The sequence below is a fragment of the Pseudomonas sp. Marseille-P9899 genome, from assembly GCF_903166565.1.
GTDB lineage: Bacteria > Pseudomonadota > Gammaproteobacteria > Pseudomonadales > Pseudomonadaceae > Aquipseudomonas > Aquipseudomonas huaxiensis.
Genome location: NZ_CAESCG010000001.1, coordinates 1,014,530 through 1,037,533, shown reverse-complemented (window position 1 = coordinate 1,037,533; position 23,004 = coordinate 1,014,530). Strand labels below are relative to the sequence as shown.

At 61.1% G+C, this 23,004-nt stretch carries 25 protein-coding genes and 2 pseudogenes; 17 read left to right on the top strand and 10 right to left on the bottom strand.

Annotated elements, in window-relative coordinates; genetic code table 11:
• Window positions 1–37: 37 nt before the first annotated feature.
• Window positions 38–322 carry a hypothetical protein gene (locus HWV67_RS04690; RefSeq protein ID WP_095153570.1) on the top strand — a complete coding sequence of 95 codons (285 nt, stop codon included), beginning with the start codon at window positions 38–40 and terminating at the stop codon, window positions 320–322.
• A gap of 4 nt (window positions 323–326) precedes the next feature.
• Here HWV67_RS04690 and HWV67_RS04685 read toward each other — a convergent pair whose 3' ends face one another.
• Both HWV67_RS04685 and HWV67_RS04680 read right to left on the bottom strand, forming a co-directional pair.
• Entirely contained in the window at window positions 327–677 is a 351-nt protein-coding gene (locus HWV67_RS04685) for an SH3 domain-containing protein (protein ID WP_218585583.1), read from the bottom strand.
• Between the two features lie 34 nt (window positions 678–711).
• Window positions 712–1,800, bottom strand: coding sequence for a PDZ domain-containing protein (locus HWV67_RS04680; RefSeq protein WP_175650137.1), 1,089 nt, complete (start codon window positions 1,798–1,800; stop codon window positions 712–714).
• Between the two features lie 173 nt (window positions 1,801–1,973).
• Between HWV67_RS04680 and HWV67_RS04675 the strand changes: the two genes are divergently transcribed.
• Entirely contained in the window at window positions 1,974–2,300 is a 327-nt protein-coding gene (locus HWV67_RS04675; protein WP_175650136.1) for a DUF2388 domain-containing protein, read from the top strand.
• Between the two features lie 2 nt (window positions 2,301–2,302).
• On the opposite strand, the gene HWV67_RS04670 is transcribed toward HWV67_RS04675, so the two are convergent.
• The gene (locus tag HWV67_RS04670; RefSeq protein ID WP_175650135.1) at window positions 2,303–2,677 is read right to left on the bottom strand and encodes a hypothetical protein; all 375 of its coding nucleotides are present in this window, start codon (window positions 2,675–2,677) and stop codon (window positions 2,303–2,305) included.
• 69 nt (window positions 2,678–2,746) lie between these two features.
• Window positions 2,747–2,923 carry a hypothetical protein gene (locus HWV67_RS04665; RefSeq protein WP_175650134.1) on the bottom strand — a complete coding sequence of 59 codons (177 nt, stop codon included), beginning with the start codon at window positions 2,921–2,923 and terminating at the stop codon, window positions 2,747–2,749.
• Window positions 2,924–3,308: 385 nt separating this feature from the next.
• Here HWV67_RS04665 and HWV67_RS31900 point away from each other — a divergent pair.
• The 3 genes and pseudogenes from HWV67_RS31900 (at window position 3,309) to HWV67_RS04655 (ending at window position 6,633) form a co-directional block, all read left to right on the top strand.
• Window positions 3,309–3,659 (top strand): annotated as a pseudogene (locus HWV67_RS31900) (integrase).
• Between the two features lie 32 nt (window positions 3,660–3,691).
• Window positions 3,692–5,278, top strand: coding sequence for an ABC-F family ATPase (locus HWV67_RS04660; RefSeq protein ID WP_110972811.1), 1,587 nt, complete (start codon window positions 3,692–3,694; stop codon window positions 5,276–5,278).
• 164 nt (window positions 5,279–5,442) lie between these two features.
• Window positions 5,443–6,633 carry an MFS transporter gene (locus HWV67_RS04655; RefSeq protein ID WP_175650133.1) on the top strand — a complete coding sequence of 397 codons (1,191 nt, stop codon included), beginning with the start codon at window positions 5,443–5,445 and terminating at the stop codon, window positions 6,631–6,633.
• Here HWV67_RS04655 and HWV67_RS04650 read toward each other — a convergent pair.
• Together HWV67_RS04650 and HWV67_RS04645 are read right to left on the bottom strand one after the other, a co-directional pair.
• Complete coding sequence (locus HWV67_RS04650; RefSeq protein WP_175650132.1) at window positions 6,627–7,658, bottom strand: alpha/beta hydrolase family protein; 1,032 nt, start codon at window positions 7,656–7,658, stop codon at window positions 6,627–6,629. The genes HWV67_RS04655 and HWV67_RS04650 overlap by 7 nt on opposite strands.
• A 134-nt stretch (window positions 7,659–7,792) precedes the next feature.
• On the bottom strand, window positions 7,793–8,404 hold the full coding sequence (locus tag HWV67_RS04645) for an FMN-dependent NADH-azoreductase (protein WP_175650131.1): 612 nt from the start codon (window positions 8,402–8,404) through the stop codon (window positions 7,793–7,795).
• Between the two features lie 119 nt (window positions 8,405–8,523).
• On the opposite strand from HWV67_RS04645, the gene HWV67_RS04640 reads away from it, so the two are divergent.
• Together HWV67_RS04640 and HWV67_RS04635 are read left to right on the top strand one after the other, a co-directional pair.
• Entirely contained in the window at window positions 8,524–9,432 is a 909-nt protein-coding gene (locus tag HWV67_RS04640) for a LysR substrate-binding domain-containing protein (RefSeq protein WP_175650130.1), read from the top strand.
• On the top strand, window positions 9,425–9,787 hold the full coding sequence (locus HWV67_RS04635; protein ID WP_175650129.1) for an MmcQ/YjbR family DNA-binding protein: 363 nt from the start codon (window positions 9,425–9,427) through the stop codon (window positions 9,785–9,787). Before HWV67_RS04640 ends, HWV67_RS04635 begins: the two co-directional genes overlap by 8 nt.
• A 21-nt stretch (window positions 9,788–9,808) precedes the next feature.
• Here the strand turns inward: HWV67_RS04635 and HWV67_RS04630 are convergent, their stop codons facing one another.
• Together HWV67_RS04630 and HWV67_RS04625 are read right to left on the bottom strand one after the other, a co-directional pair.
• Window positions 9,809–10,183, bottom strand: coding sequence for a DUF1294 domain-containing protein (locus HWV67_RS04630; protein ID WP_175650128.1), 375 nt, complete (start codon window positions 10,181–10,183; stop codon window positions 9,809–9,811).
• Window positions 10,183–11,013, bottom strand: coding sequence for an undecaprenyl-diphosphate phosphatase (locus HWV67_RS04625; RefSeq protein ID WP_175650127.1), 831 nt, complete (start codon window positions 11,011–11,013; stop codon window positions 10,183–10,185). The genes HWV67_RS04630 and HWV67_RS04625 overlap by 1 nt, the downstream gene beginning before the upstream one ends.
• 288 nt (window positions 11,014–11,301) lie before the next feature.
• On the opposite strand from HWV67_RS04625, the pseudogene HWV67_RS32365 reads away from it, so the two are divergent.
• Together HWV67_RS32365 and HWV67_RS32360 are read left to right on the top strand one after the other, a co-directional pair.
• Window positions 11,302–12,090, top strand: a pseudogene (locus tag HWV67_RS32365) (cache domain-containing protein); the annotation flags it as partial.
• A 120-nt stretch (window positions 12,091–12,210) separates the two neighbouring features.
• A complete protein-coding gene (locus tag HWV67_RS32360) occupies window positions 12,211–12,945 on the top strand; it encodes a methyl-accepting chemotaxis protein (RefSeq protein WP_444851803.1) in 735 nt (244 codons plus the stop codon).
• Between the two features lie 55 nt (window positions 12,946–13,000).
• Here HWV67_RS32360 and HWV67_RS04615 read toward each other — a convergent pair whose 3' ends face one another.
• Window positions 13,001–14,410, bottom strand: a complete 1,410-nt coding sequence (locus HWV67_RS04615; RefSeq protein WP_175650125.1) for a DUF2599 domain-containing protein — start codon at window positions 14,408–14,410, stop codon at window positions 13,001–13,003.
• 269 nt (window positions 14,411–14,679) lie between these two features.
• Window positions 14,680–16,410, bottom strand: a complete 1,731-nt coding sequence (locus HWV67_RS04610; protein WP_175650124.1) for a DUF2599 domain-containing protein — start codon at window positions 16,408–16,410, stop codon at window positions 14,680–14,682.
• A gap of 231 nt (window positions 16,411–16,641) precedes the next feature.
• On the opposite strand from HWV67_RS04610, the gene pnuC reads away from it, so the two are divergent.
• The 8 genes from pnuC (at window position 16,642) to HWV67_RS04570 (ending at window position 22,998) form a co-directional block, all read left to right on the top strand.
• A complete protein-coding gene (gene pnuC / locus HWV67_RS04605; protein ID WP_175650123.1) occupies window positions 16,642–17,208 on the top strand; it encodes a nicotinamide riboside transporter PnuC in 567 nt (188 codons plus the stop codon).
• Window positions 17,205–17,756: an AAA family ATPase gene (locus HWV67_RS04600; protein ID WP_175650966.1), complete on the top strand. Its 552-nt coding sequence runs from the start codon at window positions 17,205–17,207 to the stop codon at window positions 17,754–17,756. Before pnuC ends, HWV67_RS04600 begins: the two co-directional genes overlap by 4 nt.
• Before the next feature lie 295 nt (window positions 17,757–18,051).
• Window positions 18,052–18,507 carry a hypothetical protein gene (locus HWV67_RS04595; protein ID WP_371929270.1) on the top strand — a complete coding sequence of 152 codons (456 nt, stop codon included), beginning with the start codon at window positions 18,052–18,054 and terminating at the stop codon, window positions 18,505–18,507.
• 1 nt (window position 18,508) lies between these two features.
• A complete protein-coding gene (locus tag HWV67_RS04590) occupies window positions 18,509–19,081 on the top strand; it encodes an adhesin (RefSeq protein WP_175650122.1) in 573 nt (190 codons plus the stop codon).
• A 52-nt stretch (window positions 19,082–19,133) separates the two neighbouring features.
• The gene (locus HWV67_RS04585; protein ID WP_175650121.1) at window positions 19,134–20,120 is read left to right on the top strand and encodes a heme utilization protein; all 987 of its coding nucleotides are present in this window, start codon (window positions 19,134–19,136) and stop codon (window positions 20,118–20,120) included.
• A gap of 57 nt (window positions 20,121–20,177) precedes the next feature.
• Window positions 20,178–20,867, top strand: a complete 690-nt coding sequence (locus HWV67_RS04580) for a C39 family peptidase (RefSeq protein WP_095153589.1) — start codon at window positions 20,178–20,180, stop codon at window positions 20,865–20,867.
• Window positions 20,868–20,900: 33 nt separating this feature from the next.
• Window positions 20,901–21,644, top strand: a complete 744-nt coding sequence (locus HWV67_RS04575) for a hypothetical protein (protein WP_175650120.1) — start codon at window positions 20,901–20,903, stop codon at window positions 21,642–21,644.
• 49 nt (window positions 21,645–21,693) lie between these two features.
• The gene (locus HWV67_RS04570; RefSeq protein WP_175650119.1) at window positions 21,694–22,998 is read left to right on the top strand and encodes a transporter; all 1,305 of its coding nucleotides are present in this window, start codon (window positions 21,694–21,696) and stop codon (window positions 22,996–22,998) included.
• The last annotated feature ends 6 nt before the right edge of the window (window positions 22,999–23,004 follow it).

Sequence of the window (23,004 nt, the reverse complement as noted above, 5' to 3'; positions counted from 1 at the left end):
TTCGCAATTCAAGGACGTTCAGCCTACAGGCAGGGACATGCAGGACAAGTACGAGATTCACTATGTAAAGAACGGTCTGAAGAAGGTCGTCGTTACTGATCGCAACGGCATGAGCTGGCTGGAAGCCTGGAAAGCCGCGCTGCTGATCGACGGTGCCTGCGTCGGCGCCACCGTGGGCCTGCGCTGCATCACCGACGCCATCGCCCGCGCCGAAGAAAATGGCATCAGCAAAGTGCGCTGGAACAAGGCCAGCCACACCGCCTCCTGGAGCGAACGTGCGCGGATGAACGAGAGCAAGCTGCTGGTCAAGCAGCTCGATTGAGGTGTCAGTCGCCGTCGGCCTGCAAATTGCGTAGCGGCACCCAGCCGGACTCGCTGTCCCGAGCACACCAGACCCAACCATTGAGCTGCCGCCCGCCCAGCAACCGCTGCCCCACCTCGACGTCCAGTTCGCGCGCCGTGTAATCCTCCCGCGCCACGCCCTGCCCCGGCGCCAGCATTCGGATCACCTGCGCCGGCACCCAACCGCCACGCTGCCCTGCGGTCTCGCAGAAATACCAGTGTTCCCAACCTTCATCGCCCTCATAGGCCTCGCCCACCTGCAGCGAGGTGCCCTCCGTGAAGGTGATGGGTTCGGGGAACTCGCTGCGATGGGGCTCCATGACAATGAATTTCAACCAGGTCTCCTTGCCTTGGCGACGGGCCTGCGTTTCAGGGCTGCCAGAGGATCTTCACGCTGGTGGAGTTGGAGGCCAGGAACGTAGGGTGTTTGCGCGAGTTCTCTTCGGCTTCGAGGAAGGTGTTTGCGTTGGCAATGCCCTGGCTGCAGATGCCGAACGCCTCCTTGACCGTCTCGGGATTCACGCCCTGGCTCAGCAGGTACTGCTTGAACTGCTGACCCACCACTTTCCCGCGCTCGGCGGCATTGCTGACCGTTGCGCCCGGCAAGGCGAATGGCGTGCTCAACCAGTAACTGCCGCCGCCGGGGATGAGTGTGCCGGGCATCGCCATGGCATAGCAGTAGATAAGCGAACCCGTCGCCGCGTAAATCGGCGGTGGCTGGGTGCCTGCCAAGGTCGCGACAAGGGTGATGCTGCTGCGGTTGCGCCATAGTTTCAGGGTCACCGGAGTGCCCGCCTTGTTCGAGGCAAGGTAGGCGATCAACTGGGTGGTCTGGTCGAACACCTGGCCATCGATGGACTGGATCACGTCAGCGGCCTTGATCCCGGCTTGGGCCGCGGCACTTCCCGGGATGACACCGGTTACCAGCACGCCGTGGCTGTCGGGCAAGCCCAGGTCGCGGACGAGGACGTCGTGCAGCTTGTCGGCAGGAAGCAACGAGGCGCCCAGCCAGCCCCTTCCGGACGTTGGCGGAGCGACATTGACGGTAAGCGGCGCCCCGTTTGCAGTTGACGCCGTATTGGTGGCAGGCACCGTATTTACAGCCGGTGCCGTGGCCGGTGCCACTGTCGCGGCGACCTGGGCTTCGGCCGGGCAGCCTTTTTCCGCCTTGACCTGGCGGATGGCTTCCAGCGCCGTCGGCACGACGGTGTGATCGCCGGGCTGAGCCAAGGTGAATCTCAATGCTCCATCAGTGCGGTCCAATTGCGGACAGTCCTGCGCCCGATACATGTCCTTGAGCGGGGTCAGGTGGTCGATGGGCTCCGGGTCATCCGGGATATAGGCGGCCTGCGCCAGGGTCAGGCCAATGCCCGCGGGGTCGAGCATGCAGCCATGCAGGCTGGACAATGCCGCCCCAACGGCCAGTAGCCGAGCGCCTTTTACCAGCAGATTCGCCATGTTCCGTTCCCCGCACGCGATGATTGTCCCTGCACGATAATGGCAAGATGCCTTAAGTCAATCCGTTTGCAGTGAAATACACCCATGGCGGCCAGTGCCGGCTTGCTGTTTCTCGCGAGCGCCTACCTTGCTATGGTGATGCCCCTCGATAGCAACCAAGGATGCGGCACGCAATGGACTCATGGAAAACGCTGATCATCGCCACCCTGGTAATGTTCAGTCCTCAAGTCCTGGCGGATGAGAACAGGGGCTCGTACAACAGGTCGATGTTGGTGATATTACTCGCCCCAACCATGCTCGTTTCAGGAACCACCGGGTTTAGCGAACTGGCGATGAACAACTTCAAGCCTGCCAAGGCCGATGCCCTGGCCTTCATCGGCTCAAGTGGCGAGATCCGTGGCGCGCAGTTCGAACAAGCGACTCGCCACTACCATGCAGCCTACGCACCGCCACACATGACCGACGAGCAACTTGCGCTGGCAATCGTAACAACGTTTTGAACTTACTCGGCAAACGACTCTGGCTGGGACGCCTTCAGGTATAGAAAGCACCCTCTGTGCATGTCATTAGTGAATTTATCGGCGACTGCCATTTTCTTCTCTTTCGTGCTTTCTATGGGGTAGTCTTCGGCCATCTTGCTGACCTTTTCCCTCATCTTTGCATGAGTATCGGAATACGCTTCATAGGCATATGACAGCGGCGTACCCATTTGCCTGCTGTACATGATAGCCGCCGCATCCATCGCCCCCGCCTCGCAAAAGTTCCGCTCAGCCGCATTGAACTGAATGGTGTCGCCCTTCATGTACCAGGACCACGCATGGGTGCACGTCATGAGGGCGGCACCGGCCAACACTGCAGATACCCTGTTGATCTTCATGATGTGGTCCTTCACTGCAAAACCGCGATGCTAGCAGACTGAACTACTCAAGGAGCACCAGCGTCTTCCCTATACTTTCCGAAGCCTGGAGGCCATGTTCCAGAGCGACACGGCAATCACCAAATAAATCGGCGTTGCCGCCAAGTACCAATGGTTTTCGGTGAACCCCTTCCAAACAACCGCGGCGCCGGACAAGGCCGACAGCACTGCGCCAACGGTGAACACCCAATACTTAACCTTACTCATCCATTCCTCCTAATAGGCCAGGGAGCGACGGTATCAGGGAGAGGGGTGAACCACAAATGAGCGACTCTCACTAGTGACGATGCGGGCGCAACACACCAGTGAAAGCCCTTTGCATAGTTAGCTTACAACTCGACCTGCCGGATCAATTACCCGGGCAAACGGATACTTTGCCCTCAGCCGAGATAGCTCTTGCATACATCCCATTTCGGAGCCGTGGGTTTTAGTTTGCCACTGCTGATTTGCAGAGGATTTGTACTGCGCTTGATAGTTAGTCGACATGGGAGCGTCCTTGGCAAAAGGCTTGTATAGCACAAAGCCTCGATTCCCCGTTCCGCCCCATACTGAAAGCTAAATAATGCGCCTGAGGGATGCAACGCTGCATCGCATGACCTCCAAGTCGGCGCACCTGATCAGCCCTTTCGTGCTTCAACCGAGCAAAGGTGGGCTGTGGATCAACGAGCCAGGTGTTACAATCCGCGCCTTCAAATCAGCGCTCAAGGCGCTGAGCATCCGTGAACGCCGTCAGTAAGACACCCGCCACACCTACGCAACCACGTGCCTGATGGCCGCGATGAACCCTGTGTTCATCGCGAATCAGCTTGGGCACAGCGTCTGGATGTTGCCTGCTACCTACGCGAAATGGATCAGCTCCTCGTCTGACTGGAGGGAGCTGGAGAAGCTGCCGCCTAGCGTCGAATTGGCCCAAGATTGGCCAAAAGCTGACACGAGCGACTAAATACACCTCTGGAACCCCCGCAGGACAAGCACTTGATTTCTACCGCTAACATCACCATGCAGTTCGGCGCCAAACCTCTGTTCGAGAACGTCTCGGTCAAGTTCAACAACGGCAATCGCTACGGCCTGATCGGCGCCAACGGCTGTGGCAAGTCCACCTTCATGAAGATTCTCGGTGGCGATCTGGAGCCGAGCGGCGGCCAGGTCATGCTCGAGCCGAACACCCGCCTCGGCAAGCTGCGCCAGGATCAGTTCGCCTACGAGGAGTTCACCGTGATCGACACGGTGATCATGGGCCACGAGGAGCTGTGGAAGGTCAAGGCCGAGCGCGATCGCATCTATTCGCTGCCGGAAATGACCGAGGAAGACGGCATGGCCGTCGCCGAGCTGGAAACCGAATTCGCCGAGATGGACGGCTACACCGCCGAATCCCGCGCCGGTGAACTGCTGCTGGGTCTGGGTATTCCGCTGGAACAGCATTTCGGTCCGATGAGCGAAGTCGCCCCGGGCTGGAAACTGCGGGTGTTGCTGGCCCAGGCGCTGTTCTCCAATCCGGAAGTGCTGCTGCTCGACGAACCAACCAACCACCTGGACATCAACACCATCCGGTGGCTGGAAAGCATCCTCACGGCGCGTAACAGCACCATGATCATCATTTCCCACGACCGTCACTTCCTGAACAGCGTCTGCACCCACATGGCCGACCTGGACTACGGCGAGCTGCGCCTGTTCCCGGGCAACTATGACGAGTACATGACCGCCGCGACCCAGTCCCGCGAGCAGTTGCTGTCGGATAACGCCAAGAAGAAAGCCCAGATCGCCGAGCTGCAGACCTTCGTCAGCCGCTTCTCGGCCAACGCCTCGAAAGCCAAGCAGGCTACCTCCCGCGCCAAGCAGATCGACAAGATCCAGTTGGCCGAGGTCAAGCCGTCGAGCCGGGTCAGTCCGTTCATTCGTTTCGAACAGACCAAGAAGCTGCACCGCCAGGCCGTGACCCTGGAGAAAGTCTCCAAGGGCTTCGACGGCAAGCCGCTGTTCAAGGACTTCAGCTTCACCATCGAAGCCGGCGAGCGCGTCGCGATCATCGGCCCGAACGGTATCGGCAAGACCACCCTGCTGCGCACCCTGGTCGGTGAAATGACCCCGGATGCCGGTGCGGTGAAGTGGACCGAGAGCGCCGAAGTCGGCTACTACGCTCAGGACCATGCCCACGATTTCGAAGACGACGTCACTCTGTTCGACTGGATGGGCCAGTGGACCCAGGGCGAACAAGTGATCCGTGGCACCCTCGGCCGCATGCTGTTCTCCAACGACGAGATCCTCAAGTCGGTGAAGGTGATTTCCGGTGGTGAACAGGGCCGCATGCTGTTCGGCAAGCTGATCCTGCAAAAGCCGAACGTGCTGGTGATGGACGAACCGACCAACCACCTGGACATGGAATCCATCGAGGCGCTGAACCTGGCGCTGGAAAACTATCCGGGCACGCTGGTGTTCGTCAGCCACGACCGCGAGTTCGTTTCGTCGCTGGCAACCCGCATCATCGAGCTGAGCGCCACCGGCGTGGTGGACTTCAGCGGCACCTACGACGATTACCTGCGCAGCCAGGGCGTCGTGGTCTGATCCTCGCTTAGCGGTAATACAGCGGGCCGGCCCGTCCCATTCAGTGGGAACAGGCCGGCCCGCTGTTGTTTTCGGCTGTCGAATCATTCGTTAGCCTGCTTTCTTTTCCCCCCGCCTGCCGCCATGATGTGACGCTTCAACCGCTTGCCTGCGAACGAAACCCCATGCCTGCTTCACCCTCCGCGACTCCCAAAGCGCCCTCGGTCACCCTGCAGATCCTGTCGATCGTCTTCTACACCTTTATTGCGTTCCTCTGCATCGGCCTGCCGATCGCGGTATTGCCGGGCCATGTCCACGATGTGCTGGGCTACAGCGCGATAGTCGCCGGCCTGACCATCGGCATCCAGTACCTGGCCACCCTGCTCAGCCGGCCAATGGCCGGGCGCCTGGCCGACAGCCTCGGCACCCGTCGCACCATCGCCTATGGACTGGCCGGGATAGGCGTCAGCGGCCTGTTGACCTGGGGCTCCGCGCTGCTGATCAGTGTGCCGTTGGCGAGCCTGACCCTGTTGCTGGTGGCGCGCGTGCTACTGGGCATCGCCCAGGGTTTGATCGGCGTCGGCACGCTGAGCTGGGGCATTGGCCAAGTGGGCGCCGAACATACGGCGCGGGTGATTTCCTGGAATGGCATCGCTTCCTACGGCGCAATCGCCATCGGTGCGCCGGTCGGCGTGCTGCTGGCGCAGGAAACCGGCTTCTACAGCATCGGCCTGGCGTTGACGGCGATGGCCGTGCTGGCGTTGCTGGTGATCCGCACCCAGCCCTCGCTGCCGGTCATGCGCGGCGAACGCCTGCCGTTCTGGGCCGCGTTCGCTCGTGTGGCACCGTGCGGAGTGGCGCTGACCCTGGCGTCCATCGGCTACGGCACCCTGACCACCTTCGTCACCCTCTTCTACCTGGAACGCGGCTGGACCGGCGCGGCCTGGTGCCTGAGCGCCTTCGGCGTGTGCTTCATCGTTTCCCGATTGATGTTTGTGAATGCCGTCAACCAGTGGGGTGGCTACCGCGTGGCGATTGCGTGCATGGCGGTGGAAACGCTCGGCCTGACGCTGCTGTGGCTGGCACCGTCGCCGCTGTTGGCGCTGCTCGGTGCGGGGCTGACCGGCTTCGGGCTGTCGCTGGTGTACCCGGCACTGGGTGTCGAGGCGATCAAGCAAGTGCCGCCGACCAGCCGCGGTGCCGGGCTTAGTGCCTATGCGGTGTTTTTCGATCTCGCCCTGGCGATCGCCGGGCCGGTGATGGGCGCGGTCGCGGCCCAGCTGGGTTATGCCTGGATTTTCTGCGTGGCGGCGCTGCTGTCGCTGCTGGGCGTTGGCTTGACCCTCACGTTGCTACGTCGCTCTCCCGCTCACTGATCGGCGGTATGCAGCCCCGCGCGACTGGGCCCCCCCAGGGCGCGATTGAAGAAGTGCGACGTTTCGGACTGCAACGACAGATGAATACCCACTCGATCGACGCCGTCGGCATCGGTGCACAGCGCTGCCATGCGCTCGCGCTGGGCTGCGTCACAGGGCGACATAAAGACGAAATGCCCGGCACCGGCCAGTCGCCGGTAGTTGGGCGTCACCGGCAGCTTGCGCGCCAGGGCCTCGGCGTTCTTGTCGATGGCCAGCAACTGGTCGTGGTCACCGCTGTAGATCAATGACGGCACCTTCACCTCGGCCAGCGCCTGGCGACCGAACATCAGGCTCAACGGCGCCATCAGTACCAGCGCCCTCACCCGCGGATCGGCCTCGGGCAGCAGGTCGTCGCGGTCTGCGACCAGTTCGCCGTGGCGTGTGCAGGCGTCGGCATCCAGCGGACGTTCCTCACAGTAACGTTTCAGTCGCTGAAGATCGGGACGTGCTCCGGAAAGAATCAATGCGGTTTCGGCGCCCGCCGAATAACCGATCATGCCCACCTGTTCGCCGCTGACATAGGGCGCCAGCAGCGAATCCTCCAGCGTGGCGCTGATCGCAGCGCTGATTTGCAGCGGGCGACCATAGAGGTTGCTCAGGGTGCCGAGCCGGCTGTGGTCCTTGGCGTTGTCGCCGGGATGGACCGCCGCGACCACCACAAAGCCGCGCCGCGCCAGGGCGCTGGCCAGGTCATGCAAGGCCAGGGGCGTGCCGGTGTTGCCGTGGGACAAGGCGAGCAAGGGAAAACGGCCCATCACCACCGGCGCTTCAGCGGCGACATTGAGGCGATAACCGTCGATCCGGCGCCAGTGCGCCAGGCCGCTCGAGGGGTAGAACACCAGCACCTGCATGGGCTGGCCGTCGAGCGGATCGGGAATGCTCATGCGGTGCAGGCCGACGTTCCACTGTTGCGCGGGCTCGGCCTGCACCACAAGGCTGCAGCACAACGCACCGAGCACCAACAACGTCCGAAGAACCCGCATTTGCTTTCACCCTGACCCAATGGCGATGACCCGCCTAATGCAAAGCATAGAGCGGGCCACATTGGTGCAGATGAAAGCTCGATGAAAATCCTGACAGCCAGGGCGGGCATCTACTGCCCGCGAAGGCCGGAGACTCAGGCCGCAGCGAACAGGTCGTTGGCGATCTGAGCCTGGGCAGCCTGCAGCGCGTTGTTGCGTGGCTCGTCGCCGTAGGCCAGACCGTGGGCGCGGACGAATTCGATGTCGGTGATGCCGATGAAACCGAGGAACACCTTGAGGAACTCTTCATGGCCGACACCGGTAGGCTGACCGACATGCAGACCGCCCGCGGTGGATACCACGATCACTTTCTTGTTACCGCACAGGCCTTCCGGGCCGGTTTCGGTGTAGCGGAAGGTCTTGCCGGCAACGGCAATGCGGTCGATCCAGGCCTTGAGCTGGCTGGCGATGCTGAAGTTGTACATCGGCGCGCCGATCACCACGGCGTCAGCGTCGAGAAACTCCTGCAGGGTATCGGCGCTCAGCTTGGCTTCGTGGGCCAGGGCGGCGTCGCGTGCTTCTTCCGGAGTGCCCGCGGCCAGCAGAGTGGCGGAGGAGAAATGGCTGATGGCATCGGCGGCTAGGTCACGGTAGACCACCTGAATCGATGGCTCGGCGGCTTGCCAGGCCTGAACCACTTGCTGACTCAGTTGGCGCGAAGCGGAGTTATCGCCGAGGATGCTGGAATCGATATGCAACAGTTTCATGGGGCTCTCCTGAATGAGGACCACTGGTCGGCGGTCACGATGGAGACAATCCTAACGGCATAACCAATAGCTGATAAGATCGCAAAATTGCGTTAGTTCGTCCTACTGATGGAACAATCATGCAAGACCTCAATGACCTGTTCTACTTCGCCCGCGTGGTTGAAGCCGGTGGCTTCGCCGCTGCCGGGCGCCAACTGGGGATTCCCAAGTCACGGTTGTCGCGGCGAATCGCCGAGTTGGAGGAGCGTCTCGGCACGCGCTTGCTGCAGCGCACCACCCGGCAACTGAAGCTGACTGCCGTGGGCGAACGCTACCTGCGCCACTGCCAGGCGATGCTGCTGGAAGCGGAAATGGCCGACGAAGCGGTCGCCAGCATGACCAGCGAACCGCGCGGCCGATTGCGCGTGTCCAGCCCGGTGGGCCTGGCCCACGCCTTTCTGCCGGAGGTGATCACTCGCTTCCTGGCGCTGTACCCGCACGTGCAACTGGAGATGGTGCTGGTCAACCGCCGCGTCGACCTGATCAACGAAGGTATCGATGTCGCCCTGCGCGTACGCGACCTGGGCGATGAAGACCCGGCACTGGTCACCCGCCGCCTCAATCGCGCGCAGATGCAACTGGTCGCCTCCCCCGACTTTGCCCGCCAGCACCCGGTCCAGCACCCGAGCGAATTGGCCGTGCTACCGGTCCTCGGCGCGGTAGAGGCCGACCGGTTGGTGCACCTGCGCCTGATGGACAAGGACGGCCAGCGTGAAGAGCTGAGCCTGGAAGCCCGCTTGGGGATCGACGATTTTGTAGTGCGCAAGGCCGCAGTGCTCGCCGGCCTGGGCTTCACCGCCCTGCCCTTGCTGCACTGCGAAGCCGAACTGGCCAGCGGCGAGCTGGTGCGGCTGCTGCCGGACTGGTCGATGCCCAGCGGTTACCTGCAAGCGGTTTATCCGCATCGGCGCGGCGTACTGCCGGCGGTGCGGGCGTGGATCGACCATCTGGTCGCGTCTTTCGAGGAATGTGGAGAGCGTTATGTCTGAAAAGACCCTGAACGAAGACCAAGTGGCGGAGTTTTGCCTGACGCTGCCTGGCGCGCGGGAAGACTATAAATGGGGCGGCGTGCGGGTGTTTTCCGTGGCGGGCAACAAGATGTTCGCGGTGCTCGACCTGGCGGGGGCTGGGCTGTCGTTCAAGGTCGACAAGGACCTGTTCCTCGGCTACGTCGATATTCCCGGGGTTCGCCCCGCGCCGTATCTGGCCAGGGCACACTGGATCAGCGTCGCCCCGCCCTACGCATTGGGACGCGGGACGCTTGAGGACATGTTGAGGCGGTCGCACCAGTTGGTGGTGAGGAAGTTGCCGAAGCGGCTGCAGGTAGGGTTGTTGCTGGATTGAATCGGGGCGTTGAGGCGGCGGCTAAAAGATATGCCGCCATTGCCCCAGAAACAGCACGTCCACCCACACCACCTGATGCACCAGCACGATCAGCCAGAACACCACTTGATAGGACAGCTTGCGCGTCTTGTGCCGCCACAGTTGCTGCGCCACCAGCGCGCCCGGCCAGCCGCCGAGCAGTTCGCTGAGGTGCAGCAGCTTTTCCGGAATGCGCGGGCCCTGCACCTGCGCCTGGCGCTTGTCGTGCCAGTAGAGTCCGGCACACACCAGGCTCGCCGCTATATACAGCAGCGCAGGGAACCAGAACTGTTCGGCGAGGCCCGTTTTCAGGGCCCCGCCCAGCGGCAGCAGGCAGAGCATGGCGAACGCCAGCAGCTTGAGCCGTGGATAGCGCATCAGCCGTGGGCTACCGACCAGTCGACCACACCGAAGGCCCAGGTCCCGAGGATCACCAGACCGAAGACGATGCGATACCAGGCGAACGCCGCGTAGCTGTGGCTGGCGATGAACTTGAGCAGGCCGCGCACGGCGATCATGGCGAAGATGAACGAGACCACGAAGCCGATGGCGAAGACCATGAAGTCGTCCGGCTGGAACAGGTCGCGGTACTTGTAGCCCGAGTACACCGCAGCGCCGACCATGGTCGGCATGGCCAGGAAGAACGAGAACTCGGTGGCCGCCTTGCGCGACAGGCCGAACAGCAGGCCGCCGATGATGGTCGAGCCGGAACGCGAAGTCCCCGGGATCATCGCCAGGCACTGGGCCAGACCGATTTTCAGGGCGTCGGTCCAGTGCATGTTGTCCACCTCGGCAACACGGATCACATGCTCGCGACGCTCGGCCCAGAGCATGATCACGCCACCCACCACCAATGCCGCAGCCACGGTGATCGGGTTGAACAGGTATTCGTGAATCAGATCGGCGAAGGCCACGCCCAACACCACGGCGGGCATGAAGGCGATCAGCAGGTTGACAGTGAAGCGCTGCGCTTCACGCTGGCGTGGCAGCCCCACCACCACGTCGAAGATCTTGCGGCGAAACTCCCACACCACCGCCAGGATCGCACCCAACTGAATGATGATGTTGAAGGCCATGGCCCGTTCACCGCCGAAGTTCAGCAGGTCGGCCACGATAATCTGGTGGCCGGTACTGGAAATCGGCAAAAACTCTGTCAGACCCTCGACGATGCCGAGAATCACTGCCTGCATGGCGGTCCAAAAATCCATCATTCCCCCGTAGGGCGATGCGCGTGGCATGCCCCTTTACTAGTTTTCGATACGCTTTGGTTGTTCAAGGCCCAGGCATGCGACGGCGACCATAAAACGGAAACGGCCACTTAAATCGCGACATGCCCTTCAGGTTTGGCGCAGGAAGGCCGAAATCCTATCAGACATGTGGGATAAACGCTGCCCGGTCGCACGTAATGGAGCCAGCTGAATCAACCACTTAGCCATTGGTCGAGTAGGTGGAAGCGGCAAAGCATGCTTGGATGCTCAAAATAACAAGAACTTGAGATGACCTTCATGAAGACTTTACGCAGTATGTCGATCAGCCGGCGCCTGTGGCTCATCCTGGTGCTGGCCGTGGCGATGTTGGTGACCCTCGGGTTGCTCATGCTCAATCAGATTCACTCTGACCTGTACCGGGCCAAGGCGGAAAAAACCCGCCATGTGGTCGAGACCGCCGCCGGGATCCTGACGTACTACCAGGGTCAGGAAGCCACCGGCAGCCTCAGCCGCGAAGCCGCACAGCAACAGGCGCTGAACGCGGTGCGGGCGCTGCGCTACGACCAGAATGATTATTTCTGGATCAACGACCTGGGCCCGAAGATGCTCATGCATCCGACCAATCCCAAGCTTGAAGGCCAGGACCTCTCCGGCATTCGCGATCCCGACGGCTTCGCCCTGTTCAATGAAATGGTCAGCCTGGCCAAGACCCGCGGCGCCGGCAGCATCGACTATCGCTGGCCCAAGCCCGGCGCCAGCGAGCCGGTAGAGAAGACCTCCTACATTCAGTTGTTCAAGCCCTGGGGCTGGATCATTGGCTCCGGTGTGTACATCGACGACATGCAAGGCGAGTTCCTGCGGCAGTTGCGTGACGCCTCGCTGCTGGGCGCCGCCATCGCGGTGATCCTGACGCTGCTGGTGGTGCTGATTTCCCGCAGTATCGTCCGCCCGTTGCAGGAAGCCGTTGAGGCCATGGCCACCATCGCCAGTGGCGAAGCCGACCTGACCAAGCGCCTGGACACCCACGGCAACGACGAAATCACCCGCCTCGGCCAGCACTTCAACAGCTTCACCGGGCAGTTGCAGCAGGTGGTCGTGCGCCTGCAGGACGCCGCGCGCGAGCTGGGCCACTCGGCCGGCGAGGTCGGTGACAACGCCGGGCAGACCCAGCAGCGCAGCGACCAGCAATCGCAGCAAATGGAACAGGTGGCTACCGCCATCAACGAGGTCACCTACGCCGTCCAGGACGTGGCGAAAAACGCCGAGCAGGCCTCCAGCGAAACCAGCGAGGCACAGCAGCGCGCCCGTCAGGGTCAGCAGAGCATTCACGGCAGCCTGCGCAAGATCGACGAACTGTCCGCCACCATCGACCAGGCGGTCCATGTGATCCAGGCCCTGGCCAACCAGAGCACGCGGATAGGCAGCGTGCTGGAAGTGATTCGCGCCATCGCCGAGCAAACCAACCTGCTGGCCCTCAACGCGGCCATCGAGGCCGCTCGCGCGGGAGAGCAAGGTCGCGGTTTTGCCGTGGTCGCCGACGAGGTGCGCCTGCTGGCGCAGCGCACGCAGCAGTCCACCGCCGAGATCCAGGCCATGATCGAGCACCTGCAAGGCCAGTCGGAAGCGGCGGTCAAGGCCATCGACGCCAGCAGCCTGGCCTCGCGGGAAACCGTCGAGCAGGCCAGCGAAGCGGGCGCCAGCCTGGATGCCATCAGCCAGGCGCTGCACAACCTGACCGCCCTCAACGCCTCGATTGCCAGCGCCACTTTGCAGCAGGCCCATGTGGTGGAAGAAATCAACCGCAGCGTCACCGAAACCGCCGACCTGTCACGCCAGACCGCCGTCGCCGCGCAGCACTCCAGCAACTCCGGTCACGCGCTCAATCGCCTGAGCGCGCATCTGGAGCAGGTATTGGGGCAGTTCCGGGTATAAAAAAACCTGCCGCTACTCTCCGGTGGCGGCAGGTCCAACACTTCCCAAACGGCGGTTACTTGCCGGGGTTACATGGCGAAGGCTGCTTGACCGCTTCCTTCCAAGGCATCATCGGGCGAACCGGCTCAAGGTTCATGACCTTTTTGTCCGGATATTCGTACGCATGGCAATAAAACTGCTCACGCATGGACCCGCCGTTTTGGGCGTACTGCTGCCAGTGCGGACTATTCTTGTGTTTATCATACAAATCGGCGTACATGCGCTCCAACCCGACTGCATTGAGCTTTTTAATGGAACAGGTGGGATTGGGCGTCAGCGAAAGCGACCAAGTGTTAGGCCCGAAAACCGGATCATCGCGAGAAATCCACTCACTCTTCTCGAAGTAAGGCGTGCAGTACTTCTTCTGGGCGAGGTCCGCGTCGGCAAGCGCGGCAGCAGCAGCGGCCGCGGCCGCCTGGCTGGCCTGAGACTGAGCCGGCGTCTGGGTCGGTCCTGAACCGGTACCCGGCCCGAAGCCAGGGCTCGGTGGTTTACCCGTAATACAAAAACCCGGGCTTGCACTCTGGGCCGGAGGCGCCATCTGGTTGGCGGCGCAAGAGAAGGTGGCCACATCATTTGCATGCGCCGGGAACTTGATATTGATGATCGGTCGGTAGTTACCGGTCTTCTTCAAGTAGTCCTCCTGATTTAACCGGGCTGCGGCATCGCCACGCGCATCACTGGTAAAGAAAGCCAGCACGGCACGTTGATCAGGATCGGTGAGGGACAGTCGCAGCTCTGTCTGGGTCTGGAACTCCCGGGTGTTTATCAACTTGCGCGCGTCCAGAAAATTCTTGAAGGCAGTGGCGCGGTCGGCTCGGGTCACGCCCTTTCTCATGTCGAACCCGCATTGGCGGATGTCCTGGTAAGTCTGACCGTTGTATTTATTGAAATGTGCAAGCCACTGGGTGCCACTGTTGACGCCCATTTCCTTGCAAGTGCCTTCAATTTCGGCTGTACCCGGGCTGTTGCCACGCTTGTAGCTGTCTCGGCAGCCTTTGTCCGTGCGCATGTCCGTCCAGGCATCATTCGGAAAGGCACACTGCAGATGACCGCCCTGTTTCCCCTGGCAGAGAAGATCAAAGGGCGTGGTGATGTAACCGTTCTGCGTCTGCATGCCAGGGTTGTCGTACTTGATGTCCTTGCGCATATAGGAAAACGCCTCGCTATCCAGCTCCTTTGCTCTCGGGCTCGGGCTCCATATATCCCATTTCTCGCCCTTTGCAGGATCCGCCCGGTGCGTGCCTCTGATCAGCAGACCGGAACAGTCCGAGGCCGGATCGTCGCCACACTTATCGACCGTCTTGTTGTAGAGCGTCTGGACAACCTTCAGCGTTTCCTCGCAGGTTTCCGCATTGGCCAGGGACATCCCGAACAGCAAGGGACATATAAGTAACGGGACTATTTTTTCAGCAGTCTTTCGCATGACACGCGCCTCCAGGAACGATGAGTACTCCGCTCATTGAATTGGCGTGAAAACGACTGAATGCCACTACCGACCGCCTGCCTCGAAAACTGCCACACCCCCCTCGTTTGCGAAACTGACAGAAATATCAGGAGGGTTTCGAAAACACCGCCGGCCCGTCCTGTCGGCGGAAGCCGTTCGGACATGAAAAAACTGCCGATACCCGCGGGATATCGGCAGTCCAGATGGATCAACAAAATGTTGTCTCAATCAACAGGCATCGACGCTCATCACTTGGGGTTGCAGTCGGCTGCGTTGACTTGCTCCTGAGTAGCTTCGTTCGGCCTGACCGACTCCACATACACCGGGTTCTTCTTGGCGTATTTCTGGGCAAGGCAAATACTCTGGCGACGCATCGTTGTATCTTTGTCGCCCCAGTATTTCGCGCCCTGTGGATCTGCCGCCAAGGCTTTTTTCTTCATCTCCGCCATTACCGCAGCGGTTTTATCAGGCCCGAATCCGAATGCACAGTCGTTGTACGTCACCTCCAGCGCCTTGATCTTTCTGCCGGGGTATTCGGCATACGTCCGGTCCATCCATTTCACCGACTTGATGTAATCAGGGCATTGCGCTGGCGTACCGCCCCCGCCGCCACCAACGGGCGCATCGGCCTTGATGGAGTTGCAGTTATCCCTGATCGATTGCTCATGCGAGACGTACGGTCTGACCGGCTCCAGGTTGTACTCGTGCTTGTACCTCACCTCGGAATCACTGCCGTTTGCATCCTTGACGGTCAGCGCCAGATGACAAACATACTGACGACGTAGCGTCTCCGATCTGTCACTCCACTTTTTCGCTCCACCGGGCGCTGCCTTGCCCTTTTGTTCCAGTTCACGGAACGCTTTATCGGTCTGATCAGGTCCGATAATGCGACCGCATTCGGACGGCACTGCCGAGACCGAATCGACAAAGGCTTTGAGGTAATCGTCCCAGCGGTTGATCCAGGTCACCGAGTCGAAGTAACGAGCACACTGCTTCGGATCGCTGCCTTTCCCCCAGCCACCTGCTTCTTTTTGAGCATCGGTGAGCCCTACTCCAGTTGCGGGCACGGGTGCAGGTCGAGGATCCGCATCACACGAAAACGTCGCAGCAGTGTTTTTGTCCTTGGGGAACGTTATCTTGATGATCGGCACATCTTTACCGGTGACTTGCTTGTATTCAGTCTGATTCTTTACAGCATCGGCGCAGCTATCGTTGTCGGTGCAATGGAACGCCAGGATCGGCCGCTCATTATCGGCGGTGCTCGGAATGCGCACTTCGGTATACGAATTGAACGCTATATCCTGATTCGGGACATTTTGAAAGTCCCTACGCGCCTCAAGGAATGACTTGAATGCTTGTGCGCGCTCGGCGTCGCTCATATTTCGCATGTTGTAGGTACAGGACTTTCCACCGATATACTCAGTATTCTCTGTCATATTCGGTTTGAAGTAAGTGTCGACCCAGGTTTTGTTATCTTTGAGCGCGTCCTGGCAGAACTGTTCGATTTCAGCCGTTTTTTTGTTATCGCCACACCCCTGGTCAGCCCGCTCATCACCCCACAGATCCGCCGGCGCAGCACAGGCTGCGCGAGTTTTGGGTTCATTCGGTCCCGACTTGACAATGTATCCACTGTTATAATTCCGCCAACCATCCTTGAATACCACGATCTCTCTATTCAGGATGTCTTTACGTACGAATGTTGCTGCCGTGGTACCTCGTTCTTTCACCCCCGGGCTGTCGTTCCACACATACCAGTCGCCGGCATTCCCACCACTGGCCTCCGGGCGCTCGGTGCCCCTTACCATAAGCCCGGAACAGTCAGATGCCGGGGTCGGCTCACCATTAGCCCCCACGCATTGGTCGACGGTGTTGTTATACAACTGTTCAACTGTTTTCAGTGCTTCAGCACAGCTTTGCGCGTGCGCCAACGTCGCCTGCATCAAAAACGGTAGAGCCATTAGCGGAACAAGCCTGTTCATACGCCTTCTCATCGCCGTGTCTCCTGAATTCGTCGGGATCTTTCTTCAATGAGTGAATCGACGTAACAACGACTGAACAGCCACAACTCGACGCCGTAGAAGTAATCTGCCCGCAAACGTCACAGGGCGAAACTGACAAAAATATCAGGTACACGCATAAACCCGACTGGCGGCTACCGGCCCAACAGGTACAATCCCCGCCCCTCTTTCCTTGCTGTATAAGGAGCGCCGATGTCCGGCCTCGAACTGTTCGCCGCCGTACTTGGCGCCCTCTCCGTCTGGTTGACGGTCAAGCAGAATCCGTGGTGCTGGCCCATCGGCCTGGCCATGGTGCTGCTCTACAGTTGGGTGTTCTTCGATGCCAGGCTCTATTCGCAAATGCTGCTGCAAGGGGTTTACGCCGTGCTGCAACTGTACGGCTGGTGGCAGTGGACGCGGCCAGACAGCGTGCGCGAAGCGCGCAAGGTCAGCCTGTTGGCACCCGGCCAGGTCAATCTCGGCCTGCTCTTCGGCATGCTGGGCAGCCTGCTGATTGGCGGCGCCATGAGCACCTGGACCGACGCCGCCCAGCCCTGGCTGGACGCGACCATCACCGGCTTCAGCCTGGTGGCGCAATGGTGGATGGCGCAGAAGCGCGTGCAGTGCTGGGCGTTGTGGATCGTCATTGATGCCGTCTGCGTCGGCTTGTTCCTCTATCAGGAGCTGTACCTGACGGCGGGCCTGTATGCGCTGTTCACCCTGATGGCGGTTCAGGGGCTGCGCGAATGGCGCCGCGACCCCGCCGTGGTGGCGGCATGAAGGTCCTGGTGCTGGCGGGCCCCGAGTCCAGTGGCAAAAGCTGGCTGGCCGGCGAAATCCAGGCGCACTTCGGGGGTGAGCTGGTTGGCGAATATGTCCGCCACTTTATCGACGAGCAGCAGCGCGACACCTGCTATGCCGATATCCCGGACATCGCCCGCGGCCAGTTGGCCTGGGAGGATGCCGCCCGCCAGCGCCAGCCGGAACTGCTGATTCTCGACACCCACCTGCTGAGCAATATCCTCTGGAGCCAGACGCTGTTCGCCGATTGCCCCGACTGGCTGGAGCAGGCGCTGCTGGCACGGCACTATGACCTGCACCTGCTGCTCAGCCCCGACGGCGTGCCGTGGATCGGCGACGGCCAGCGCTGCCAGCCGGACCTGGATGAACGCAGGGCCTTCTTCGACTCCAGCCGGCAATGGCTGGAACAGCATCGTCAGCCGCTGATGATCATCGAAGGCGACTGGACCTGCCGCCGCGCTATCGTTCTCGCCACGGTCCAGCGCCTGCTGGACGGTAAAGCCGCCGCCTGCGCGACCGAGTGTTAACCCGCTGATACACCCGACGCCAGCCCGACCCGCGGCGCAGAGCCGCGCCGCGCGATCTGCAAGGGGACTGTCACGCCGCTGATACAGTGGCCGCCCGCCCCGGTTTGTCGGCATCCGCCCCACACCCCGCCCCTATCGCCGCTGGTTGTCTCACCGGCGTTACAGCCAGCGCGAGGCGTTCTCTGGTACTTCACTCAAGTCGTTGATTCCACGCGATAAACAAAAAGCGGCACAGCTTCTGCTCCCTCTCTCGCAACGCTGAAGGGCCAGCGAATAGAAAGAAGGAATCGCCGCCGTGGGGAATCACAACAATAACCTGCTTCGCCTTATGGTCATCGGATGCGCACTCAGCGCTTCCTTGCTCGCTGCCCAGGTCCAGGCTGGTGGCAACGGTGTGGTCGTCCTGACCCGTGACGTCAAGACCCGCCCGGCCATTCGCAACGACCACCCGGATCCGAGCCCCACCACCGTCAACACCAACGCCTCCAATCGCATCGTCTCGCAGACCAACAACGAACTCAGCGACGGTGACTTTGCCAGCGTCGCCAGTGGCGCCACGATCAACCGGGTGCTGATCCCTGATGCCGCTTCGGGCGGTGTGCGCGGAATCAATGCGATGCCCACCACCCTGCCAGGTCTCGGCAATGCAACCGGTGGCGGCGGTGGCGCAGGCAACAGCATCTCCAATTCGGTCAACTCCGGTATCCAGCGCGGCCTCGCCCCGCTGCAGATCCTGACCGGAGGCAAGTGAGATGAAAGCCTCCCTTCTGTTCATCGCCCTGTTCTGCACGGGCACCGCACTGGCCGCCTCGCCGGTCGAGGACAACGCCCGGATCGACAGCAGCGCCCAAGGCTACAAGGGCAATCTTTCGATCAACCAGGCTGCCGGCGACCAGCAACAACAGAACAACAGCCGGGCCATCGCCATCGGCCACGAAGCCCAGGCCACCACCCGGATCAACCAGAGCATCGATACGGCCGCAAGCCGCGCCATCGATGCCAACGCCAGTATCGGCGGCACTTCCTTCAGTAACGGCAACGGCATCCTGGGCATCAACCAGTCCGCCGGTGCCGGTACTCAACAAGCCAACGCGGTGCGCATCAGCATCAGCGCCGTACCGCAAAGCATCGATGACAGCGTCCTGCTCCAGCAGAACGTGGCGCTGTCCAACAGCTCCGGCTCAACCGACCACACACCCGGCAGTCGCCAGGTCAGCACCAGCGACCAGGCATTCACCGGCAGTCGTGGCGTGGTTCAGTTGAATCAGAGCGCAGGGGTGGGAAACCGAATGGCCAACACCCTGAGCGTCCGGGTCGCTGACTGACCCGATAAGGCAACACAACACTTAACAATCATAATTAATGCGGAGAAACACCATGAAACCCACAATGGCACTCAAGCCTCTGGTATTCGCACTCGCAGCGGTCATGGCAGTTGCTGCACAAGCAGGTGGACGTAACGATGACCATGGCGGTGGTCGCGGACACCATAACGATCATGACAGCACCCAGTCCCTGCTGCTGTCCCTCCTGATCAACGCCGGCTCCGCCGCGACGGTGATCGACACTCAAAACAACAGCGGCAACTGGGTCAAAAACGAAGCCACCCGCAACGACGCCAAGATGGACAATTCGGCCAACGGCTCGCAAGGCAACCTGGGCGCCAACACCGCAGCCGGTGACGGCAACCAACAAGACAACGTCGCTGCAATCGCCACCGCCGACGAAAGCTTCATCTTCGGCAGCGCGCTCGCCGTCTCCAGCGCTACCCAGAACAACGTCGGCAACACGGTCAAGAACTACTCCACCCGCAACACCGCGACCCTCAACAGCTCGGCCAACGGCAGCTCCGGCAACATTGGGGTAAACGTCACCGCCGGCGACTTCAACCAACAGAAAAACAACCTGGCCATCGCCGTGTCCGGCGGCCGCGTCGCCGCAGCCAGCGCCGCTGCCAACCAGAACACCACTGGTCTGAAAGTGACCAACGAAGCCGATCGTACCTACGACACCAAAACCCTCTACTCCAGCTTTGCTGCCTACGGCCAGTACGAAGGCAACGGCGTTGGCTACGTAGAAAGCAAGAAAGACGGCGGTCATGACAGCCATGACCGTGGTGGCCAAACCCAGAAAGATCCGCTTAAGTTCCACGAAGAAGGCGACTTCGCGCTGTACGGCGTAGCCTCCTACCAAGTGCTGACCCCAAGTGGCTGGGTCAACCCTGTGACCAACACCGCGTCGCTGACCAACTCGCTGAACGGCGTGTCGGGCAACGTCGGGGCCAACGTCTCGGCAGGCTCGGGCAACCAACAAAGCAACTCGCTGTCCATCGCCGCCGGCTGCCGTGCCTGCACTGGCATGTAACAGCCTTGATCGGGGTCCTTCGGGGCCCCTTTCCTAATTCAAGGGATGGGGAAGATCATGCGTGCGCTCCTGCTAACGCTGCTGGTAGTCCTGAGTGGTCAGATCGACACGGCAAACGCCGCACAGATGGCGGTCGCCGCCCTGCCAGGCGGAGTCACGATCTACAAGCCAGTACAGAGCATCCGTGAACGCCGCTTCGCCAACCTGGTTCAACAAAAGACCGACTTCAGTTGCGGCGCCGCCGCACTGGGCACCATCCTCAAACAGGCCTACTGGCTGGACGTGGATGAAAGCCACATCATCGAAGGCATGCTCGCCCACTCCGACCAGGACATCGTCCGCGTCCAGGGCTTCTCGATGCTCGACATGAAACGCTACGTGGAAAGCCTCGGCATGCGTGCCCGGGGTTACAAGATCCCGCCGGAAAGCCTGCATGACGTGAGCATTCCGGTCGTGGTGCTGATGGACATCCGTGGCTACAAACACTTCGTCGTGCTGCAACGCACCGACAAGGACTGGGCCTACGTCGGCGACCCGGTACTGGGCCACAAACGCTACAAGTTCGATGACTTCGTCAAAGGCTGGAACGGCATCATCTTCGCCGTCATCGGCCCCGGCTACGACAAGGCCAACGCCCTGCTCAACCCGCCGGACCCGCTGACCGCCAAGAACCGCGTCAACAACTTCCAGCCCATCGACGATGCGCAATTGATGGAATTTGGATTCATCCAGAGCGACTTCTTCTAACAACAAGCGAGCATGGAGCTCCGGGAGCACCCGATGAAGACTTCACGCTGGCTGATCGCCGCCTGTCTCGCGGCCAGCCTTCCTGCGCAAGCGCAGGTGTTCAAACCCATCGAAGTGAAGGATCAGGAACTGTCTCAACTACGCGGACGCTACGTGATGCCAGGGCGCATCATCAGCTTCGGGGTGGTCATGAACAGCACCTGGCAAAACGCCAATGGCGACCGCATCGGCGCGACGGCCTCGTTGCAGGTGCAGCAGTCGACCTTCAAACCGCAATTCTATGTCTCCCTGACCGGTGAAAACGGCACGGGCACCTCCACTGCCCAAGGCACCGGCATCGTCACCGGTGGCGCCGGACTCGGCAGCGGCCAGGGCGTGATTCAGGTAAACCGCTCCGCAGGCGATGGCAACAGCACGTCCAACAACTTCCAGGTCAATGTCAGCGAAGCCAGCCAGGCACCGCAAATGGCCGCCCAACAAGGCCAGGCACTGGCCAGCGGCGCAACCATCAGCGCCAGCAACAACGCCGGCACCCTGAGCGTCGCGTCAACCTCCGCCGGCATCCAGATGAGCATCCAGGCCGCCAATAATCAGGGCGCCAGCCTGCAGCGACTGGCTGATGGCGGACTGATGCAGGCCACCACTTTGCTAGGCGGCAGCAACGCTGTCAGCAACATCACTCAGCTCAACGTGGTGCTGCGCGACAACATGCCGACAGCAGGCGCACTTAACTGCAATCTGGATCAGTTGAAGGGCCTTCGTATTTCTGGATATTGATCTACGCTCTGTTTCAACTTATTGCGCAGTTGGAAAGGATGGCTAACCTATGCACCGGAAGTTTTCATTCAATGCAGTCGTATGTCTGAGCACCCTGGTTCCTTCAACGATGCTTTTCGCGGCACAGGATCCGCAAGTGGAGGCGCTGAAACAGGAGTTGCAAGCCCTCAAACAACGTTATGAACAACAGCAACAAGCCCTGATGGTCCTCGAACAGCGGGTCCGTCAGGTCGAAGATCAGCCCGCAGCCCCCGCCCCCAAACGCCTCGTGCGCTCCCCCGCAACCAAGCCAAGCCAGCCTTCCGGGCAAGGCCAGGCGGTCGCGGCGTCGGGTAGTGGCGCTTCCTACGGCGAATCGCTGAAAGACGACTCGGCCCCGGCACAGAGCGTCACCAACCTGTACGACGAAGCGAGCGGCTTCTTCGGCGGCGGCAAGTTCAGTGTCGAGACCGGCATCACCTATGCCCGGTACGACACCAAGCAACTGCTGCTCAACGGCTTTCTGGCGCTGGACTCGATCTTCCTCGGCAACATCAACCTCGACCGGATCAAATCCGACACCTGGACCCTTGACCTGACCGGGCGCTACAACCTCAACCAGCGCTGGCAGTTCGACGTCAACGTGCCGGTGGTCTACCGCGAGTCGACCTTCCAGTCCGGCGGTGCGAGTGGCACGCCTGACCAACCTGGGGGCGCCGGTACTGCGCTGTCCGAACGAAGCGTTACCCGCGATCCGACCATTGGCGACGTCAACGTCGGCGTTGCCTACAAATTCATGGACGAGTCGGACTACGCCCCGGATGCGGTATTCACCCTGCGGGTCAAGGCGCCCACCGGCAAGGACCCGTTCGGCATCAAGTTCCGTACCGATCCGCAGAACAGCAGCCTGCAATACCCGGAAAGCCTGCCTACCGGCAACGGCGTCTGGTCCATCAGCCCCGGTATCTCGCTGGTCAAGACCTTCGACCCGGCAGTGCTGTTCGGCAGCCTGTCGTACACCCACAACCTCGAGGATTCGTTCAGCGACATCAGCTCGACCGAAAACCAGAAAATCCCGGGCAAGGTCAAACTGGGTGACAGCTTCCAGCTTGGCGCTGGCGTCGCGTTCGCCCTGAACGAGAAGATGAGTATGTCGTTCTCCGTCTCCGACCTGATCGTACGGCGCTCCAAGACCAAGGAGGACGGCGGCGACTGGACCACCGTCACCGGCAGCGATGCCAACGCCGCCTACTTCAACGTCGGCATGACCCTGGCTGCCACCGACAAGCTGACCATCGTGCCGAACCTGTCGATCGGTCTTACCGACGATGCGCCGGACTTCACCTTCAGCCTGAAATTCCCGTACTACTTCTGATCGGTT

What these genes read in the sequence shown, in the direction of transcription:
- HWV67_RS04615 (WP_175650125.1), bottom strand. Translation starts at nt 14,410, where the DNA reads ATGCGAAAGACTGCTGAAAAAATAGTCCCGTTACTTATATGTCCCTTG.
- HWV67_RS04640 (WP_175650130.1), top strand. Translation starts at nt 8,524, where the DNA reads ATGCAAGACCTCAATGACCTGTTCTACTTCGCCCGCGTGGTTGAAGCC.
- HWV67_RS04670 (WP_175650135.1), bottom strand. Translation starts at nt 2,677, where the DNA reads ATGAAGATCAACAGGGTATCTGCAGTGTTGGCCGGTGCCGCCCTCATG.
- HWV67_RS04580 (WP_095153589.1), top strand. Translation starts at nt 20,178, where the DNA reads ATGCGTGCGCTCCTGCTAACGCTGCTGGTAGTCCTGAGTGGTCAGATC.
- HWV67_RS04570 (WP_175650119.1), top strand. Translation starts at nt 21,694, where the DNA reads ATGCACCGGAAGTTTTCATTCAATGCAGTCGTATGTCTGAGCACCCTG.
- HWV67_RS32360 (WP_444851803.1), top strand. Translation starts at nt 12,211, where the DNA reads ATGGAACAGGTGGCTACCGCCATCAACGAGGTCACCTACGCCGTCCAG.
- pnuC (WP_175650123.1), top strand. Translation starts at nt 16,642, where the DNA reads ATGTCCGGCCTCGAACTGTTCGCCGCCGTACTTGGCGCCCTCTCCGTC.
- HWV67_RS04690 (WP_095153570.1), top strand. Translation starts at nt 38, where the DNA reads ATGCAGGACAAGTACGAGATTCACTATGTAAAGAACGGTCTGAAGAAG.
- HWV67_RS04675 (WP_175650136.1), top strand. Translation starts at nt 1,974, where the DNA reads ATGGACTCATGGAAAACGCTGATCATCGCCACCCTGGTAATGTTCAGT.
- HWV67_RS04590 (WP_175650122.1), top strand. Translation starts at nt 18,509, where the DNA reads ATGAAAGCCTCCCTTCTGTTCATCGCCCTGTTCTGCACGGGCACCGCA.
- HWV67_RS04625 (WP_175650127.1), bottom strand. Translation starts at nt 11,013, where the DNA reads ATGGATTTTTGGACCGCCATGCAGGCAGTGATTCTCGGCATCGTCGAG.
- HWV67_RS04600 (WP_175650966.1), top strand. Translation starts at nt 17,205, where the DNA reads ATGAAGGTCCTGGTGCTGGCGGGCCCCGAGTCCAGTGGCAAAAGCTGG.
- HWV67_RS04655 (WP_175650133.1), top strand. Translation starts at nt 5,443, where the DNA reads ATGCCTGCTTCACCCTCCGCGACTCCCAAAGCGCCCTCGGTCACCCTG.
- HWV67_RS04610 (WP_175650124.1), bottom strand. Translation starts at nt 16,410, where the DNA reads ATGAACAGGCTTGTTCCGCTAATGGCTCTACCGTTTTTGATGCAGGCG.
- HWV67_RS04680 (WP_175650137.1), bottom strand. Translation starts at nt 1,800, where the DNA reads ATGGCGAATCTGCTGGTAAAAGGCGCTCGGCTACTGGCCGTTGGGGCG.
- HWV67_RS04635 (WP_175650129.1), top strand. Translation starts at nt 9,425, where the DNA reads ATGTCTGAAAAGACCCTGAACGAAGACCAAGTGGCGGAGTTTTGCCTG.
- HWV67_RS04650 (WP_175650132.1), bottom strand. Translation starts at nt 7,658, where the DNA reads ATGCGGGTTCTTCGGACGTTGTTGGTGCTCGGTGCGTTGTGCTGCAGC.
- HWV67_RS04645 (WP_175650131.1), bottom strand. Translation starts at nt 8,404, where the DNA reads ATGAAACTGTTGCATATCGATTCCAGCATCCTCGGCGATAACTCCGCT.
- HWV67_RS04630 (WP_175650128.1), bottom strand. Translation starts at nt 10,183, where the DNA reads ATGCGCTATCCACGGCTCAAGCTGCTGGCGTTCGCCATGCTCTGCCTG.
- HWV67_RS04665 (WP_175650134.1), bottom strand. Translation starts at nt 2,923, where the DNA reads ATGAGTAAGGTTAAGTATTGGGTGTTCACCGTTGGCGCAGTGCTGTCG.
- HWV67_RS04575 (WP_175650120.1), top strand. Translation starts at nt 20,901, where the DNA reads ATGAAGACTTCACGCTGGCTGATCGCCGCCTGTCTCGCGGCCAGCCTT.
- HWV67_RS04585 (WP_175650121.1), top strand. Translation starts at nt 19,134, where the DNA reads ATGAAACCCACAATGGCACTCAAGCCTCTGGTATTCGCACTCGCAGCG.